Origin of the sequence: Streptomyces sp. NPDC000134, from assembly GCF_042899225.1 — a bacterium.
Classification (GTDB): Bacteria; Actinomycetota; Actinomycetes; order Streptomycetales; family Streptomycetaceae; genus Streptomyces.
On record NZ_JBIAZN010000003.1, the window covers coordinates 141,838 to 156,973 of the forward strand.

At 73.8% G+C, this 15,136-nt stretch carries 14 protein-coding genes; 5 read left to right on the plus strand and 9 right to left on the minus strand.

The window, feature by feature from the left end; translation table 11 throughout:
* Window positions 1-123 precede the first annotated feature (123 nt).
* Window positions 124-453 (plus strand): WhiB family transcriptional regulator, encoded by a 330-nt coding sequence (locus tag ACFY32_RS05360; RefSeq protein WP_359189108.1) that lies wholly within the window; start codon window positions 124-126, stop codon window positions 451-453.
* Window positions 454-495: 42 nt separating this feature from the next.
* Here ACFY32_RS05360 and ACFY32_RS05365 read toward each other — a convergent pair whose 3' ends face one another.
* Window positions 496-1,392, minus strand: a complete 897-nt coding sequence (locus ACFY32_RS05365) for a LysR family transcriptional regulator (protein ID WP_359189111.1) — start codon at window positions 1,390-1,392, stop codon at window positions 496-498.
* A gap of 81 nt (window positions 1,393-1,473) precedes the next feature.
* On the opposite strand from ACFY32_RS05365, the gene ACFY32_RS05370 reads away from it, so the two are divergent.
* On the plus strand, window positions 1,474-2,142 hold the full coding sequence (locus ACFY32_RS05370) for an MOSC domain-containing protein (RefSeq protein ID WP_359189114.1): 669 nt from the start codon (window positions 1,474-1,476) through the stop codon (window positions 2,140-2,142).
* A 99-nt stretch (window positions 2,143-2,241) separates the two neighbouring features.
* On the plus strand, window positions 2,242-3,015 hold the full coding sequence (locus ACFY32_RS05375; RefSeq protein WP_359189117.1) for an SDR family oxidoreductase: 774 nt from the start codon (window positions 2,242-2,244) through the stop codon (window positions 3,013-3,015).
* A gap of 83 nt (window positions 3,016-3,098) precedes the next feature.
* On the opposite strand, the gene groL is transcribed toward ACFY32_RS05375, so the two are convergent.
* The 4 genes from groL to ACFY32_RS05395 form a co-directional block, all read right to left on the minus strand.
* Window positions 3,099-4,724 (minus strand): chaperonin GroEL, encoded by a 1,626-nt coding sequence (gene groL, locus ACFY32_RS05380; RefSeq protein ID WP_359189120.1) that lies wholly within the window; start codon window positions 4,722-4,724, stop codon window positions 3,099-3,101.
* Window positions 4,725-4,848: 124 nt separating this feature from the next.
* Window positions 4,849-5,157, minus strand: coding sequence for a co-chaperone GroES (groES, locus tag ACFY32_RS05385; RefSeq protein WP_190206047.1), 309 nt, complete (start codon window positions 5,155-5,157; stop codon window positions 4,849-4,851).
* Window positions 5,158-5,375: 218 nt separating this feature from the next.
* Window positions 5,376-6,107, minus strand: coding sequence for a polysaccharide deacetylase family protein (locus ACFY32_RS05390; RefSeq protein WP_390673480.1), 732 nt, complete (start codon window positions 6,105-6,107; stop codon window positions 5,376-5,378).
* Window positions 6,104-7,030 (minus strand): polysaccharide deacetylase family protein, encoded by a 927-nt coding sequence (locus tag ACFY32_RS05395; RefSeq protein ID WP_390673481.1) that lies wholly within the window; start codon window positions 7,028-7,030, stop codon window positions 6,104-6,106. Before ACFY32_RS05395 ends, ACFY32_RS05390 begins: the two co-directional genes overlap by 4 nt.
* Before the next feature lie 90 nt (window positions 7,031-7,120).
* Here ACFY32_RS05395 and ACFY32_RS05400 point away from each other — a divergent pair, with 90 nt between their 5' ends.
* Window positions 7,121-8,287: a class I SAM-dependent methyltransferase gene (locus ACFY32_RS05400; protein WP_359189127.1), complete on the plus strand. Its 1,167-nt coding sequence runs from the start codon at window positions 7,121-7,123 to the stop codon at window positions 8,285-8,287.
* Here ACFY32_RS05400 and ACFY32_RS05405 read toward each other — a convergent pair.
* From ACFY32_RS05405 to ACFY32_RS05420, 4 genes are all read right to left on the minus strand, one after another.
* A complete protein-coding gene (locus tag ACFY32_RS05405; RefSeq protein WP_359189130.1) occupies window positions 8,284-9,489 on the minus strand; it encodes an RNA polymerase sigma factor in 1,206 nt (401 codons plus the stop codon). The two genes, ACFY32_RS05400 and ACFY32_RS05405, sit on opposite strands and share 4 nt — an antisense overlap.
* 421 nt (window positions 9,490-9,910) lie before the next feature.
* Complete coding sequence (locus tag ACFY32_RS05410; protein ID WP_359189132.1) at window positions 9,911-10,267, minus strand: YciI family protein; 357 nt, start codon at window positions 10,265-10,267, stop codon at window positions 9,911-9,913.
* 107 nt (window positions 10,268-10,374) lie between these two features.
* Window positions 10,375-11,385: an LCP family protein gene (locus ACFY32_RS05415; protein ID WP_390673482.1), complete on the minus strand. Its 1,011-nt coding sequence runs from the start codon at window positions 11,383-11,385 to the stop codon at window positions 10,375-10,377.
* 187 nt (window positions 11,386-11,572) lie between these two features.
* Window positions 11,573-12,625 (minus strand): LacI family DNA-binding transcriptional regulator, encoded by a 1,053-nt coding sequence (locus ACFY32_RS05420; RefSeq protein ID WP_390673483.1) that lies wholly within the window; start codon window positions 12,623-12,625, stop codon window positions 11,573-11,575.
* A gap of 175 nt (window positions 12,626-12,800) precedes the next feature.
* On the opposite strand from ACFY32_RS05420, the gene ACFY32_RS05425 reads away from it, so the two are divergent.
* Window positions 12,801-15,119 carry a glycoside hydrolase family 3 N-terminal domain-containing protein gene (locus ACFY32_RS05425; protein WP_390673484.1) on the plus strand — a complete coding sequence of 773 codons (2,319 nt, stop codon included), beginning with the start codon at window positions 12,801-12,803 and terminating at the stop codon, window positions 15,117-15,119.
* Window positions 15,120-15,136 lie beyond the last annotated feature (17 nt).

Consider the following 15,136-nt stretch of genomic DNA (forward strand, 5'->3'; position numbering starts at 1 on the left):
TTTCTTCCGCTTTGGCAGTGTCTGCGACTAGATTCGCAATGAGTCATATTTTCATCTCCTTAGACCGTAGTTGTACGGTCGTGGATACCGTATCCACCCAGATCGGTTGCAAGGGGTCACGCCATGGCAGATTTCTCCCGCCTTCCCGGACCGAACGCGGACCTGTGGGACTGGCAGCTCCTGGCTGCGTGCCGCGGGGTGGACAGCTCGCTCTTCTTCCACCCGGAGGGCGAGCGCGGGGCGGCCCGGAGCGCTCGCGAGAACTCGGCCAAAGAGGTCTGCATGAGGTGCCCGGTCCGCGCGGAGTGCGCGGCGCACGCGCTGGCGGTGCGCGAGCCGTACGGCGTGTGGGGCGGGCTGACCGAGGACGAGCGAGAAGAACTGATGGGACGCGCACGCAACCGGCTGGTGTCGGCCTCGGCGGTCGGCGGCGACCCCGTCTCGAACACCTGAAGGAACGTTTCTTCGCAGCCGTGGGGCCGGATGGCCCGAAGGCTACGCGCCCGCTGCCCGCGCCAACTGCTCCAAGGTCGCCGCCACCGCCGGCACCTGGGCCAGGTCGGGCAGGGTCAGGGCGACGATCTCCCGGCGCACCGCCGGTTCGAGCCGGACCGTACGGGCGCCTCGCGGGCGTACGGAGTCCACCGCGAGCTGGGGCAGCACGGCGACGCCCAGTCCGGCGCCGACCAGGCCGACGACCGCCGGGTAGTCGTCGGTGGCGAAGTCGATGCGGGGCGCGAAGCCGGCCGCCTCGCACACCTCGACCAACTGGCCCCGGCAGCGCGGGCAGCCTGCGATCCAGGACTCCCCGGCCAGTTCGCCGATGGCCACCGACCCGGCGCGGGCGAGCGGATGCCGCTCCGGCACCAGCGCCACCAGCCGGTCGCTCAGCAGCGGCCGGACGACGAGGTCGTCCCACTCCTCCGCGCCCGCCGCCCCCTCGTAACGGAACGTGAGGGTCACATCGCACTCGCCCTCGCGCAGGCGTTCGACGGAGGTCGGGGGTTCGGCCTCCTCCAGGGAGACCCGGGTGCCGGGGTGGGCGGCGCGCAGCGCGGCGAGGGCGGTGGGCACGAGGGTGGAGCTGCCGCTGGGGAAGGAGACCAGCCGGACCCGTCCGGCGCGCAGTCCGGCGATGGCGGCGACCTCCTCCTCGGCCGCGGTGAGCCCGGCGAGGATGCCGGAGGCGTGCCGCACCAGCGCCTCGCCGGCCTGGGTGAGCCGCATCTCGCGGCCGGTGCGGACCAGCAGGGGGGTGCCGACGGAGGCCTCCAGGGCCTTCATCTGCTGGCTGACGGCGGGCTGGGTGCAGCCCAGCTCACGCCCCGCCGCGGAGAAGGAGCCGGTGGCGGCGACGGCACGCAGTACCCGGAGATGACGAGCCTCGATCACCCGACCGAGGATAAGCCCTGCTTTGATACGGCGGCGAATAATCCGTCGACGCTTTGAGGGGGCGTTGTCTACCGTGCCGCCATGGAGCTTCTGTCCGTGAATCTGGGCCGGCCCGTGGCCGTGCCGTACACCGACCAGCCGCAGGGCGTGACCGGCATCGACAAGCGGCCTGCCGAGGGGCCGGTGCGGGTGTCGGCGCCGGGGCCGAAGGGGGTCGGCGGCAGCGGCCTCGCCGGGGACGCGGTGTGCGACCGGCGGCACCACGGCGGCGACGACCAGGCGGTGTACGCGATGGCCCGCGAGGACCTCGACGACTGGGAGCGCGAGCTGGGCCGGCCGCTGCCGGACGGCGCGTTCGGCGAGAACCTCACCCTGCGGGGCGTGGACGTGTCGGGCGCGCTGATCGGCGAGCGCTGGCGGATCGGCGCCGACGTGGTCCTGGAGGTGACCAGCGGGCGGATACCCTGCCTGACCTTCCAGGGCCATCTGGGTGAGAAGCAGTGGGTGCGGCGGTTCACCCGCAAGGGGGCTCCGGGCGCGTATCTGCGGGTGATCGAGCCCGGCGCGGTGCGGGCGGGCGACCCGGTGGAGGTGGTGCGCCGGCCCGGTCACGGGGTGACGGTGGCGACGCAGTTCCGGGCCTTGACGACCGAGCGTGAGCTGCTGCCGGGGCTGCTGGCGGCGGCCGACACGCTGCACCCGCTGGCGCTGGAGACGGCCCGCAAGTACGTGGCGCGGCACGCCTCCTGACGGGCGGTGGCCTGCCGGCGCCTTCACCGGGGCTTCACCGGCCGGGAGGCTCGGTGAGCGAAACGCGCCCGCCCCGCTCCGGGTCACTAACCTTGCGCCATGACAACGGCATTGATTACGGGTTCGACGGCGGGCATCGGCGCCGCGTTCGCCCGGAAGCTGGCGACCGACGGGCACGACCTGGTGCTCGTCGCCCGCGACACCGAGCGGCTGCGCGTGCAGGCGACCGAACTGCACGACCGGCACGGCATCGAGGCCGAGGTGCTGGCGGCCGACCTGGCGACGGACGACGGCATCGAGGCGGTGGCCGCCCGGCTCGGCGACCGCAAGAACCCCGTCGACCTGCTGGTCAACAACGCCGGTTTCGGTAACAAGGGCCGCTACCTGGAGGTCTCCCTCGCCGACGAGCTGCGGATGCTCAAGGTGCACTGCGAGGCGGTGCTGCGGCTGACCTCGGCGGCGGCCGGGGCGATGCGGGAGCGGGGGCGCGGCGGGATCGTGAACGTGGCCTCGGTCGCCGCGTTCGTGCCGCGCGGCACGTACGGCGCCTCCAAGGCGTGGGTCGTGCAGTTCACCCAGGGCGCGGCGCGCGACCTGGCGGGCAGCGGCGTACGGCTGATGGCGCTGGCCCCCGGCTTCGTGCGCACCGAGTTCCACGAGCGGGCGGGCATGGGCACGGACAACATCCCGAACTGGATGTGGCTCGACGCCGACAAGCTGGTCGCCGCGGCCCTCACCGACCTCGCCCGCGGCAAGACCCTCTCCATCCCCGACCCCCGCTACAAGGCCCTGATGGGCGCGGCGAAGCTGGTCCCGCGGGGCCTGCTGGGCGGGATCAGCTCCCGGACGGGCCGCAAGTACGGCCCCCGGTGACGCCCCGGTTCCGCGGGCGCGGGACGGCGTGAGAAGGCCCGGCTCCCCGAGGGGTGCCGGGCCTTCTCAGGAAGGGGCGGGGCTCAGTGCGAGTGGCCGTGGCCGTGGCCCGCGGCGGCCGGCTCTTCCTCTTCCTTCTTCTCGACGACCAGGGTCTCGGTCGTCAGCAGGAGGGAGGCGATGGACGCGGCGTTCTCCAGGGCGGAGCGGGTGACCTTCACCGGGTCGATGACGCCGGCCTTGACCAGGTCGCCGTACTCACCGGTGGCGGCGTTGAAGCCCTGCCCCTTCTCCAGCTCGGCGACCTTGGAGGTGATGACGTAACCCTCCAGGCCGGCGTTCTCCGCGATCCAGCGCAGCGGCTCGACGGCGGCGCGGCGGACGACCGCGACACCCGTGGCCTCGTCGCCGGTCTTGCCGAGGTTGCCCTCCAGGACCTTGACGGCGTGGACCAGAGCGGAACCGCCACCGGAGACGATGCCCTCCTCGACCGCGGCGCGGGTCGCGGAGATGGCGTCCTCCAGACGGTGCTTGCGCTCCTTCAGCTCCACCTCGGTGGCGGCGCCGACCTTGATCACGCACACGCCGCCGGCCAGCTTGGCGAGGCGCTCCTGGAGCTTCTCGCGGTCCCAGTCGGAGTCCGTGGTCTCGATCTCGGCCTTGATCTGGTTGATCCGGCCCTCGACGTCGGCCTTCTCGCCGGCGCCGTCGACGATGGTGGTGTCGTCCTTGGTGACGGTGATGCGGCGGGCGGAGCCGAGCACGTCCAGGCCGACCTGGTCGAGCTTGAGGCCGACCTCCTCGGAGATGACCGTGGCGCCGGTGAGGACCGCCATGTCCTGGAGCATGGCCTTGCGGCGGTCACCGAAGCCGGGGGCCTTCACCGCGACGGCGTTGAAGGTGCCGCGGATCTTGTTCACCACGAGGGTGGAGAGCGCCTCGCCCTCGACGTCCTCGGCGATGATCAGCAGCGGCTTGGAGGAGTTGGCCTGGATGACCTTCTCCAGCAGCGGCAGCAGGTCGGCGATGGAGGCGATCTTGCCCTGGTTGATGAGGATGTACGGGTCCTCCAGGACGGCCTCCATGCGCTCCTGGTCCGTCACGAAGTACGGCGACAGGTAGCCCTTGTCGAAGGCCATGCCCTCGGTGAAGTCCAGCTCCAGACCGAAGGTGTTGGACTCCTCGACGGTGATGACACCGTCCTTGCCGACCTTGTCCATCGCCTCGGCGATCAGCTCGCCGACCTGCTGGTCCTGGGCGGACAGCGCGGCCACGGCGGCGATGTCGGACTTCTCGTCGATCGGGCGGGCGGTGGCGAGGAGTTCCTCGGACACGGCGGCGACGGCCGCGTCGATGCCCTTCTTCAGGGCGGCCGGGGAGGCACCCGCGGCGACGTTGCGCAGACCCTCGCGGACCAGCGCCTGGGCCAGCACGGTGGCGGTGGTCGTACCGTCACCCGCGATGTCGTTGGTCTTGGTCGCCACCTCCTTCACGAGCTGGGCGCCGAGGTTCTCGTACGGGTCCTCGATCTCGACCTCGCGGGCGATCGTGACACCGTCGTTGGTGATGGTCGGGGCGCCGAACTTCTTGTCGATGACGACATTGCGGCCCTTGGGGCCGATCGTCACCTTCACCGTGTCGGCGAGCTTGTTGACGCCGCGCTCGAGGGCGCGACGGGCGTCCTCGTCGAACTTCAGGATCTTCGCCATGGGAGCGTGAGCCCTCTTCCGGAATCTGGGTTAACGACGCTGCGCCCCGGGCGCCCGGCTTCTCAAGTGACGCGGGGGACCAGGGGCGCAGCAGTAAAGCAATGAAGCAAGGTGCTTCGGTGAATTACTTCTCGACGATCGCGAGGACGTCGCGGGCCGAGAGGACGAGGTACTCCTCGTTGTTGTACTTCACCTCGGTGCCGCCGTACTTGCTGTAGAGGACGACGTCGCCGACCTTGACGTCGAGCGGAAGGCGGTTGCCGTCCTCGAAACGGCCCGGACCCACGGCCAGGACGACGCCCTCCTGGGGCTTCTCCTTGGCAGTGTCCGGAATGACCAGGCCAGAGGCCGTGGTCTGCTCGGCGTCGAGCGGCTGGACCACGATGCGGTCCTCGAGCGGCTTGATGGCAACCTTGGAGCTGGCGGTCGTCACGATCCGACCTCCCCCTTCGGAGATCTCACGGGGTTAACTGTCTGAGGTGGCGACCAGGTCGATCCGTCGTCGCGGGTGCCGGACCTGCCCGTCGCTGTGTTGGCACTCTCCAGGGGGGAGTGCCAGACCCGAGACTATGGCCGGGGTTAGCACTCGGTCAAGCGGAGTGCCAATCGAGCGCCGCGCGTCGGGCGGCTCGGCGCCGGGCGGACCGCCTCCTACAGGTAGTCGTCCAGGCTCGCCACCCTGAAGCCCTGGCGGGTGAGCCGGGTCAGGAGGGCCTTCGTGCGAGGGGCCAGGGGCGGGTCCGCCAGGGTGATGATGTCGCCGGGGTGGAGGCGGGGTTCGCCCCGGGCGTAGGCGAGGGTGCCCGCGGGGTCCACGGAGACGCGCCACAGGACGACCGCGGTGATGCCGCAGTCGGCGGCGGCGCGCAGCGTGGTGGTGTCGTACGTGCCGTGGGGCGGGCGGAAGAGGCGGGGGCGGACGCCGAAGCGGGAGGTGAGCTTGCGCTGCTGGCCGCAGATCTCGGCGCGCTGCCCGGCGTACGGCAGGCCGCGCAGGGCGGCGTGGTCGAGGGTGTGGTTCTGCAGGCTCGCGCCGACCGAGCGGAGCCGGGCGAGGCGGCCGTAGGCCGGGCCGACGACGGTGTCGGTGAGGAACAGGGTGACCGGCAGCCGGCGGGCGCGGACCAGGCCGACGAGGGCCGGGTCGCGTTCGGCGCCGTCGTCGTAGGTGAGGAAGACGACCCGGTCGCGGGTGCGGACGTGGTCCACGACGGGCGGCAGGTCCCCCGCCCGGGGCGGCTTCGCGCCGGCGTACGCGCCGGGGTGTGCGCCGGTGCCGGTGGCGGGCGGGGCGCAGCCCGTGAGCGCGGCGGGGCCCGTGAGCAGGGCCGCCGTGAGGACGGTCCCGGCGCGGCGGGTGCGGCGGGTGCGGCGGGGCCTCACAGGTAGTCCTCCAGGCGGGCCACCGCGTACCCCTCGGCGGTGACCTTGTCGAGGAAGCGGCGGGCCATGTCGCGCATGGTGCCCGGCCAGTCGCCCCGGCCCCGGAAGTGGGTGAGGACGATGTCGCCGCGGTGCAGCTCGCGGTCCCACTCGCGGTAGTCCCAGCGGTCGACGAAGACTTCCTCGTTCCAGAGCGGGACGTGGGTGATGCCGCAGCTCTTGGCGGCGACGAGGGTGTTCTCGTCGTAGTCGCCGTAGGGCGGGCGGAAGACGGTGGGGCGCTTGCCGTAGTGCGCGCGGAGCACCTTCTGCATGCCGCAGATCTCGCGCCTCTGGCGGTCGTAGGAGAGGTCCGGCAGGTACGGGTGGTGCAGGGTGTGGTTGTTGAGGGCGACACCCCGGGCCTGCATCCGCCGGAAGTAGCCGTAGTCCTCCTTGGCCAGGTAGTCGCTGAGGAAGGCGGAGTACGGGACCTTCAGCTCGGTCATCATCCGCAGGAACGCGCGGTCCTTCTCGGCGCCGTCGTCGATGGTCAGGAAGACGATCTTCTGCTCGGTGGGGACGGTGGTGAAGACCGGCGGGAGGCCGCGTTCGGCGTGCCCGTCGACCTCGAAGCCCTCGCGGGTGGTGATCTCCGGCTTCTCCGCCGGGGGCGGCGGGGCCGGCAGCGGCACCCGCTTCAGGCCCCAGCGCTTCGCGGCGGCGACCCGGGCGGCGTGCGCCGCGCGCAGCCCGGTGGCGTACGCGTCGAGCGCGCGGGCCGGGGGCGCCTGGAGGGGCTGCTGGCCGGAGGCGGACCGCACCTCGGCGGAGCCCTGCGCACAGCCCGGGACGAGGGCGGCGACGGCGAGCGCGGCGAGGCCGGCCCGGAGACGTACCGCCCGGAACACCCGAGATTTATCATTTTGTACGACTGCTCGCATGGTGCCGGATCTTCGCAGGCGGCCGTCCCGGAGCCCGTCCGACACCGCGGCCGGCCCCGCACGGTCCACCGACTGGCCCACAATGACCCGGTGAACGACCTCGACGCCCTCCTCACCCCCGAAGGCCGCGCCCTCCTCGACGAGGTGCGCGACACCGACCCCGCCCGCGAACTGGCCGTCGCCACCAGACTGCGGCGCACCCACCCGGCCGGCCTGGTCTCGGCGGCGCTGGGGCAGGCCAGGCTGCGGCAGCGGGCGGCGGCGAAGTTCGGGGCCGAGGACGCGGGGCGGATGTTCTTCACGCCGAACGGGGTCGAGCAGTCGACGCGGGCGAGCGTCGCCGCGTACCGCGCCCGGCGGTTCACGGAACTGGGCGTGACCTCGGTGGCCGACCTGTGCTGCGGGATCGGCGGGGACGCGATCGCGCTGGCCCGCGCGGGCGTCCGGGTGCTCGCCGTGGACCGGGACCCGGCGGCGGTGGCGGCGGCCCGCGCCAACGCGGAGGCGCTGGGGCTCGGCGAGCTGATCGAGGTCCGCGAGGCGGACGTCACCGAGGTGGACACCGGCTCCTACGACGCGGTCTTCGCCGACCCCGCCAGGAGAGGGGGGCGGGGCCGGATCTTCGACCCCGAGGCGTACTCGCCGCCGCTGTCCTGGGCGGTGCGGGCGGCCCGTACGGCGTCCGTCGCCGCCGCGCTGAAGGTCGCGCCCGGCATCCCGCACGAGGCCGTGCCGGAGGAGGCCGAGGCCGAGTGGATCTCCGACGGCGGGGACGTGAAGGAGGCGGTGCTGTGGTTCGGCACCGAGCCGGGCGCCGTGCGGGCCACGCTGCTGCCGGGGCCGCGCACCCTGCTCTCCCGGCGCCTGCCCGACCCGCCGGTCCGCCCGCCCGGCCGGTACCTGTACGAGCCCGACGGCGCGGTCGTCCGGGCCCATCTGGTCGCCGAGGTCGCCGAGGCGGTCGGCGGCGGGCTGCTCGACGCGACGATCGCGTACGTCACCGCCGACGAACCGCTGCCGACGCCGTACGCCACCGCGTACGAGATCACCGATGTGCTGCCGTTCAACGTCAAGAAGCTGAAGGCGCTGCTGCGGGAGCGGGGCGTCGGCACGCTGACCGTGAAGAAGCGGGGGTCGGCGGTGGAACCGGAGGAACTGCGGCGCAAGGTGAAGCCGCAGGGGCCGCACGCGGCGACCGTGTTCCTGACCCGGGTCGCCGGGGCGCCGGCGATGCTGATCGGGGGGCCGGTGCGTTAACGGCACTCCTCGGCGCGGCGCAGCAGCAGGTGCCGTTCGCGGGCGTTGCGGGTGAGGGACGCGGCGCGTTCGAACTCCGCGCGGGCCTCCTCCGTACGGCCGAGGCGGTGCAGGAGGTCGCCGCGGACGCTGGGCAGCAGGTGGTAGGCGCGCAGGGCCGGTCCGGCGGCGAGGGCGTCCACGATCTCCAGGGCGGGGGCGGGGCCGTCGGCCAGGGAGACGGCGACGGCCCGGTTGAGTTCCACCACCGGCGACGGGGCGCGGGCGGCGAGCAGGCCGTAGAGGGTGGCGATGCGCGGCCAGTCGGTCCGCTCGTAGGTGTCCGCGTGCGTGTGACAGGCCGCGATCATGGCCTGGAGGACGTACGGGCCCGGGGCGCCGTCGGCGGTGGCGCGGGCGCGGCCGAGGGCGGTGACGCCGCGGGCGATGAGCATGCGGTTCCAGCGGGTGCGGTCCTGGTCCTTGAGCAGGACCGGTTCGCCGTCGGGCCCGGTGCGGGCGGCGGTGCGGGACGCCTGGAACTCCAGCAGCGCGGCCAGGCCGTGCGCCTCGGGCTCCCCGGGCATCAGCGCGGCCAGCACCCGGGCCAGGCGCAGGGCGTCCTCGCACAGGCCGGGGCGGAGCAGGTCGTCTCCGGCGGTGGCGGCGTACCCCTCGTTGAAGATCAGGTAGATGACGTCGAGGACGGAGCCGAGGCGGGCCGCGCGGTCCGGGCCGTAGGGGACCTCGAAGGCGACGTTCCTGGTGGCGAGGGTGCGTTTGGCCCGGACGACGCGCTGGGCGACGGTCGTTTCCGGTACGAGGAAGGCGCGGGCGATCTCGGCCGTGCCGAGGCCGCCGAGCAGCTTCAGGGTGAGGGCGATGCGGGCGTCCGCGCTCAGCACGGGGTGGCAGGCGGTGAAGACCAGGCGGAGCAGGTCGTCGTCGATGCCGGCCGGGTCGGGGGGCTCCTCGGGCGGGGCCGCGTGGGTCAGGTCGCGGCCTATCTCCGCGAGCTTGGCCGCGTAGTTCTCCCGGCGGCGGATCAGGTCGACGGCGCGGTGGCGGGCGGTGGTCATGAGCCACGCGCCCGGGTTGCCGGGCACCCCGTCCCGGGGCCACCGCTCCAGCGCGGCGACCAGCGCGTCCTGCGCCAGTTCCTCCGCGATGCCGACGTCCCGGACGAGCCGGGCGACATGGGCGATGACGCGGGGGGACTCCATGCGGAAGACGGTCTCTATGGCGCGGGCGGTGGCGTCGGGCGCCGCGGGGCCGGCCCCGGGCGGCTCAGGGCCGACGCCGGCCCCGGGCGGCTCAGGGCTGACGCCGGCCCCGGGCGGCCGGGATGCCGCACCGGACGGGTCGGGTACCGTCCCGCGCGGTCCGGGGTCGGTGCCCGATGCCCCGGGGTCCGTGCTCGACGGCCCGGAGCCGGTGCCCGACGGCCCGGCGTCCGTGCCCGACGGCCCAGGGCCCGTGCCCGACGGCCCAGGGCCGGTGCTCGACGGCCCGGCGTCCGTGCTCGGCGGCCCGGGGTCCGTGATCGGTGTTCCGGGGTGGGGCTGTGGCTTCATGGGGCCCAGGGAACACCACCCTGCGCCCCGGGCCAACCGGCACCGGTCACCACCCTCGGGCCGGCCCCCGTCAGCCCTCGACCACCTCGCGCAGTTCGCACGTGATCGTCCAGTGCTCCTCGTGGACGAGGAGGAAGCGCTTGGTCCACTCCAGGGCCTCCGCCCGGTCCTTGGCCTGCATCAGCGCGTAACCGCCGATGACCTCCTTGGACTCGGTGAACGGCCCGTCGGTGACGGAGACGCGCCCGCCGTCGTAGTGGACGCGGGTGCCCTGGGCGGTGGGGGTCAGTCCGGCGGTGTCGAGCAGGACGCCGGCCTTGGTCATCTCCTCCAGCAGCTCCCCCATCCGGCGCATCAGCTCGGGGCTGGGGCCCTCGGCGGGGGCGTCGGTCTCGTTCACGCGGACCAGTGACAGGAAGCGGGGCACGGTGGCTCCTCGGGTCGGCGGCCGGGAAGGGGTCCCGGCCTCTCACCCCTCGCGTCGAACGGCACACCGCCGGATCGACACTCCCGCCGGAATTCTTTCCCGCGGGTTCAGCGCAGCGACTTCCACAGCTCGCGCGCCTCCGGCTGGTCGGCGATCACCCGGTTGCGGTCGGACGGGGCCGGTACCACCGGCATGGTGAGGGTGCGGACCTTGTCCGCCGTGAGGCCGCCGAGGCTGCGGCCGAGGCCGATCAGCTCGCCGAGCGAGTCCAGGCCCGTGTCGGTGGTGAGGCCCCCGGTCACCGCGTCGGCGACCCGGTACAGCGCGCCGGGGTCGGTGAGCAGGTCGGTCGCGGAGATCTGGGTGAGCAGGGCCTTGACCAGTTGCTGCTGGAGCCCGATGCGGGCGAGGTCGCTGCCGCCGGCGATGCCGTACCGGGTGCGGGCGAGCCCGAGGGCCTGCTTGCCGTCGAGGTGGTGGGTGCCCGCGTCGAGGTGGAGGTGGCTCTTGTCGTCGTCGATGTCCTCCTCGACGGTGACGGTGACGCCGCCGAGTTCGTCGACCAGCTTGGCGAACCCGGAGAAGTCGATCTCGATGTAGTGGTCCATGCGGACGCCGGTGAGCGCCTCGGCCGTCTTCACCGCGCAGACCGGACCGCCCACGGCGTAGGCGGAGTTGAACATCGCCTGATGCGCCTCGGAGGTCGACTTCCCGCCGGGCAGCGGGCAGGACGGACGGGTGACGAGCGTGTCGCGCGGGATGCTCACCACGGTGGCGGCGGTCCGGCCGGCGTCCAGGTGGACGACCATCGCGGTGTCGGAGCGGGCGCCCTCGCTGTCGCCGCCGCCGAGCTTGCGGTTCTGCGCGCCGCTGCGCGAGTCGGAGCCGAGGACCAGGATGTTCAGCGCCCCGGTGGGCACCGCGGAGGCGGAGGCCGAGGCGGAGGGCTCGGGGGTGGGGCGGGCCGGGCGGTCGTCGCCGAGCGCGCTGTTGATGTCGACGCTGGTGATGTTGTCGTTGAGGTGCCAGTAGATCCAGCCGGCCGCCGCGATGCCGAGCACCAGGGCGCCCGCCAACGTGAGTCCGGCGGCCTTCAGCACCCTCGACCGGCCGCCCATGTGCCCGCCCCCGTCCCGGTGTTCGCGTTCCCGACCATGTGCCCCGCCAGGAGGAACGTAAGACCGTATGGTCGCGGGGGGCGACGGTCGACCGGTATTTCTGCGGGAATTCTCAGACTGCCGGGGCGGGCGGACGGAGCAGGCCGGGAACGGTCGAAACTTTCGGAACGGCAGCCGACTCGCTTCGCTACAGCACCGGTGGCGCCGCCGTGCTGCTGCGCACCACCAGGCTCGTCGCCAGCTCGACCCGGGTGGCCGCCGCGGAGCCCTCGTCGCGCCCGAGGTCCAGCACCAGGCGGGCGGCGGCCTCGGCCATCTCGGTCAGCGGCTGCCGTACGGTCGTCAGCGGCGGCCCCACCCAGCGGGCCACCGGCAGATCGTCGAAGCCGACCACGCTCAGGTCCTCCGGGACGCGCAGCCCCAGTTCGCGGGCGGCCTCGTACAGGCCGAGCGCCTGGAGGTCGTTGCCGGCGAAGATCGCGGTGGGGCGGTCGGGGCGGCGCAGCAGTTCCAGGCCCTGGCGGTAGCCGGTCTCGTGGTGGAAGTCGCCGGTGCGGACCAGGCCGGGGTCGGCGGGCAGCCCGGCGGTCTCCAGGGCCGCCCGGTAGCCGTCGACGCGGGCGCGGCTGCACATCATCCGGGTGGGCCCGCTGATCGCCCCGATCCGGCTGTGCCCGAGTTCGATCAGATGCCGGGTGGCGGCCAGCCCGCCCTGCCAGTTGGTGGCGCCGATGGACGGCACGTCGCCGCCCGGGTCGCCGGCCGGGTCCATCACGACGAACGGGATGGACCGGCTGGTCAGCAGCGCGCGCTGGGACTGGTCCAGCCCCGACAGGACCAGCACGACGCCGTGCGGGCGGCGGGCGGCGACCTGGTCGGCCCAGGTCCGCCCGGGGGTGAGCCGGCCCGCGCTCTCGGAGAGCACCACGCTCAGCCCGGCGTCCCGGGCCACGTTCTCCACGCCCCGGATCACCTCCATCGCCCAGGCGCTCTCCAGTTCGTGGAAGACGAGGTCGATCAGGGGCGAGCGGGTCGCCTCGGCGCGGCGGCGCCGGTAGCCGTGGGCGCGCAGCAGCTCCTCCACCCGGGCCCGGGTCGCCGGGGCGACGTCGGCACGGCCGTTGAGCACCTTCGAAACAGTCGGCGCCGAGACACCGGCCTCGCGGGCGATCTCGGCGAGGGTGGCCGTCTGCGCGGACCGCCCTCGCGTCCGGGTTTCAGCGGGCTGCGGGGATGTCATGGCGGCGATCGTATCCCTGCGGACCCTCTTGACGAAGTCCTCGGCGGGCCATAGGTTCCCGGAACATTCGGATGATGATTCGAAACATTCGAGAACGCGGCACGTACGAACAACCGTACGCGGCACGTGCTCAGCACCGTGTGAGAGGGCCGTCCGTCCACCCGACAGGAGTTCCATGACCACCGCGCCCTGGCGTGACCCCGCCCTGCCCGCCGCCGCCCGTGTCGACGACCTCCTGGCGCGGATGACCCTGGAGGAGAAGGCCGCCCAGTTGTACGGCGTGTGGGTGGGCGCGGATACGGACGGCGAAGGTGTCGCGCCCCTCCAGAGCGAGATGAGCACCGACTACGACTGGGACGAGCTGATCACCCACGGGCTCGGCCAGCTCACCCGCCCCTTCGGCACCGCCCCTGTCGACCCGGCCGTCGGCGCGCGGGCGCTGGCGAGCGCCCAGCGGCGCATCACCGCGGCCGGGCGCTTCGGCATCCCGGCGCTGGCCCACGAGGAGTGCCTGGCCGGGTTCACCACCTGGCGGGCCACCGCCTACCCGGTGCCGCTGGCCTGGGGCGCCACCTTCGACCCCGGCCTGGTCGAGGAGATGGCCGGGCGGATCGGCCGCGACCTGCGCTCGGTCGGCGTCCACCAGGGCCTCGCGCCCGTCCTGGACGTCGTCCGCGATCCGCGCTGGGGCCGGGTGGAGGAGACCATCGGCGAGGACCCGTACCTGGTGGGCACGATCGGTGCCGCGTACGTACGGGGTCTGGAGTCGGCGGGGATCGTCGCGACGCTGAAGCACTTCGCCGGGTACGCCTCCTCGGCCGGGGCCCGGAACCTGGCGCCGGTGCGGGCGGGGGTGCGGGAGTTCGCGGACGTGACGCTGCCGCCGTTCGAGCTGGCGCTGCGCGAGGGCGGGGCCCGGTCGGTGATGGCGGCCTACACCGAGACCGACGGCGTCCCCGCCTCCGCGGACCCGGTGCTGCTGACCGGGCTGCTGCGCGGGGAGTGGGGCTTCGAGGGCACGGTCGTCGCCGACTACTTCGGCATCGGCTTCCTGGAGAGCCTGCACCGCGTCGCCGGCACCCCCGCCGAGGCGGCGCACCTGGCGCTCGCGGCCGGCATCGACGTGGAGCTGCCGACCCTCAAGTGCTACGGCCATCCGCTGCTCGGCGCGGTCCGCGCCGGCCGGGTCCCCGAGGAACTGGTCGACCGGGCGGCCCGCCGGGTCCTGCTGCAGAAGTGCGAGCTGGGCCTGCTGGACGAGGACTGGACGCCCGAGCCGCCCGCCGGTACGGCCCCGGTCGACCTGGACTCCCCCGGCAACCGGGCCCTCGCGCGGCGCCTGGCCGAGGAGTCGGTCGTGCTGCTGGACAACCCGGACGGCCTGCTGCCGCTCGCCCCCGACACCCGGGTCGCGGTGGTCGGGCCGCGCGCCGCCGACGCCCTGGCGATGCTCGGCTGCTACTCCTTCCCCTCCCATGTGCTGCCCCGGCATCCCGAGGTGGCCGCCGGCATCGACATCCCCACGGTCCTGGACGCGCTGCGCGCCGAACTGCCCGACGCCAAGGTGACGTTCGCCGAGGGCTGCGACACCTCCGGCCCGGACACCGCCGGCTTCGAGGAGGCGGTCGCGCGCTGCGCCGAGGCGGACGTCTGCGTGGCCGTGCTGGGCGACCGGGCGGGCCTGTTCGGGCGGGGCACCTCGGGCGAGGGCTGCGACGCCAGCGACCTGACGCTCCCCGGCGTCCAGGGCGAACTGCTGGACGCGCTGGTCGCCACCGGCGTACCCGTGGTCCTGGTGCTGCTGACCGGGCGGCCGTACGCGCTGGGCCGCTGGCACGGCAGGCTGGGCGCGGTCGTCCAGGCGTTCTTCCCCGGGGAGGAGGGCGGTCCGGCGGTCGCGGGGGTGCTGTCGGGCCGCGTCACCCCCTCGGGCCGGCTCCCGGTGAGCATCCCGAGGCTGCCCGGCGGCCAGCCCTGGACCTACCTCCAGCCGCCGCTCGGCCTGGCGGGCGAGGTCAGCAACCTGGACCCGACCCCGCTGTACGCCTTCGGCCACGGCCGCTCGTACACGGCCTTCGCCTGGGAGGACTTCACCGGCGGTCCGGCCGAGGTGATCGGCACGGACGGCTCATACGACATCTCCCTCACCGTGCGCAACACCGGGGACCGGGCGGGCGCCGAGGTGGTGCAGCTCTATCTGCACGACCCGGTGGCGAGCGTGACCCGGCCCGACGTCCGGCTGATCGGCTACCAGCGGCTGGACCTCGCCCCGGGCGCGGCGCGGCGGGTGACGTTCCGCTTCCACGCGGACCTGTCGGCCTTCACCGACCGCTCCGGCCGGCGCGTGGTCGAACCGGGCGCCCTGGAACTGCGCCTCGCCGCCTCCAGCGCGGACGTACGCCACACCGCGCACCTCACCCTGGCCGGCCCGGAACGCGTCCTGGGCCCGGACCGCGAGCTGCGCTGCGGGACGGAGGTGGCGCGGGCGGACTGAGCGGGCCCGCCGGCCGG

Excerpts from the sequence above, each read along its gene's own strand:
- ACFY32_RS05360 (WP_359189108.1), top strand. The coding sequence starts at position 124 with ATGGCAGATTTCTCCCGCCTTCCCGGACCGAACGCGGACCTGTGGGAC.
- ACFY32_RS05370 (WP_359189114.1), top strand. The coding sequence starts at position 1,474 with ATGGAGCTTCTGTCCGTGAATCTGGGCCGGCCCGTGGCCGTGCCGTAC.
- ACFY32_RS05375 (WP_359189117.1), top strand. The coding sequence starts at position 2,242 with ATGACAACGGCATTGATTACGGGTTCGACGGCGGGCATCGGCGCCGCG.
- groL (WP_359189120.1), bottom strand. The coding sequence starts at position 4,724 with ATGGCGAAGATCCTGAAGTTCGACGAGGACGCCCGTCGCGCCCTCGAG.
- ACFY32_RS05395 (WP_390673481.1), bottom strand. The coding sequence starts at position 7,030 with ATGCGAGCAGTCGTACAAAATGATAAATCTCGGGTGTTCCGGGCGGTA.
- ACFY32_RS05405 (WP_359189130.1), bottom strand. The coding sequence starts at position 9,489 with ATGGAGTCCCCCCGCGTCATCGCCCATGTCGCCCGGCTCGTCCGGGAC.
- ACFY32_RS05415 (WP_390673482.1), bottom strand. The coding sequence starts at position 11,385 with ATGGGCGGCCGGTCGAGGGTGCTGAAGGCCGCCGGACTCACGTTGGCG.
- ACFY32_RS05420 (WP_390673483.1), bottom strand. The coding sequence starts at position 12,625 with ATGACATCCCCGCAGCCCGCTGAAACCCGGACGCGAGGGCGGTCCGCG.
- ACFY32_RS05425 (WP_390673484.1), top strand. The coding sequence starts at position 12,801 with ATGACCACCGCGCCCTGGCGTGACCCCGCCCTGCCCGCCGCCGCCCGT.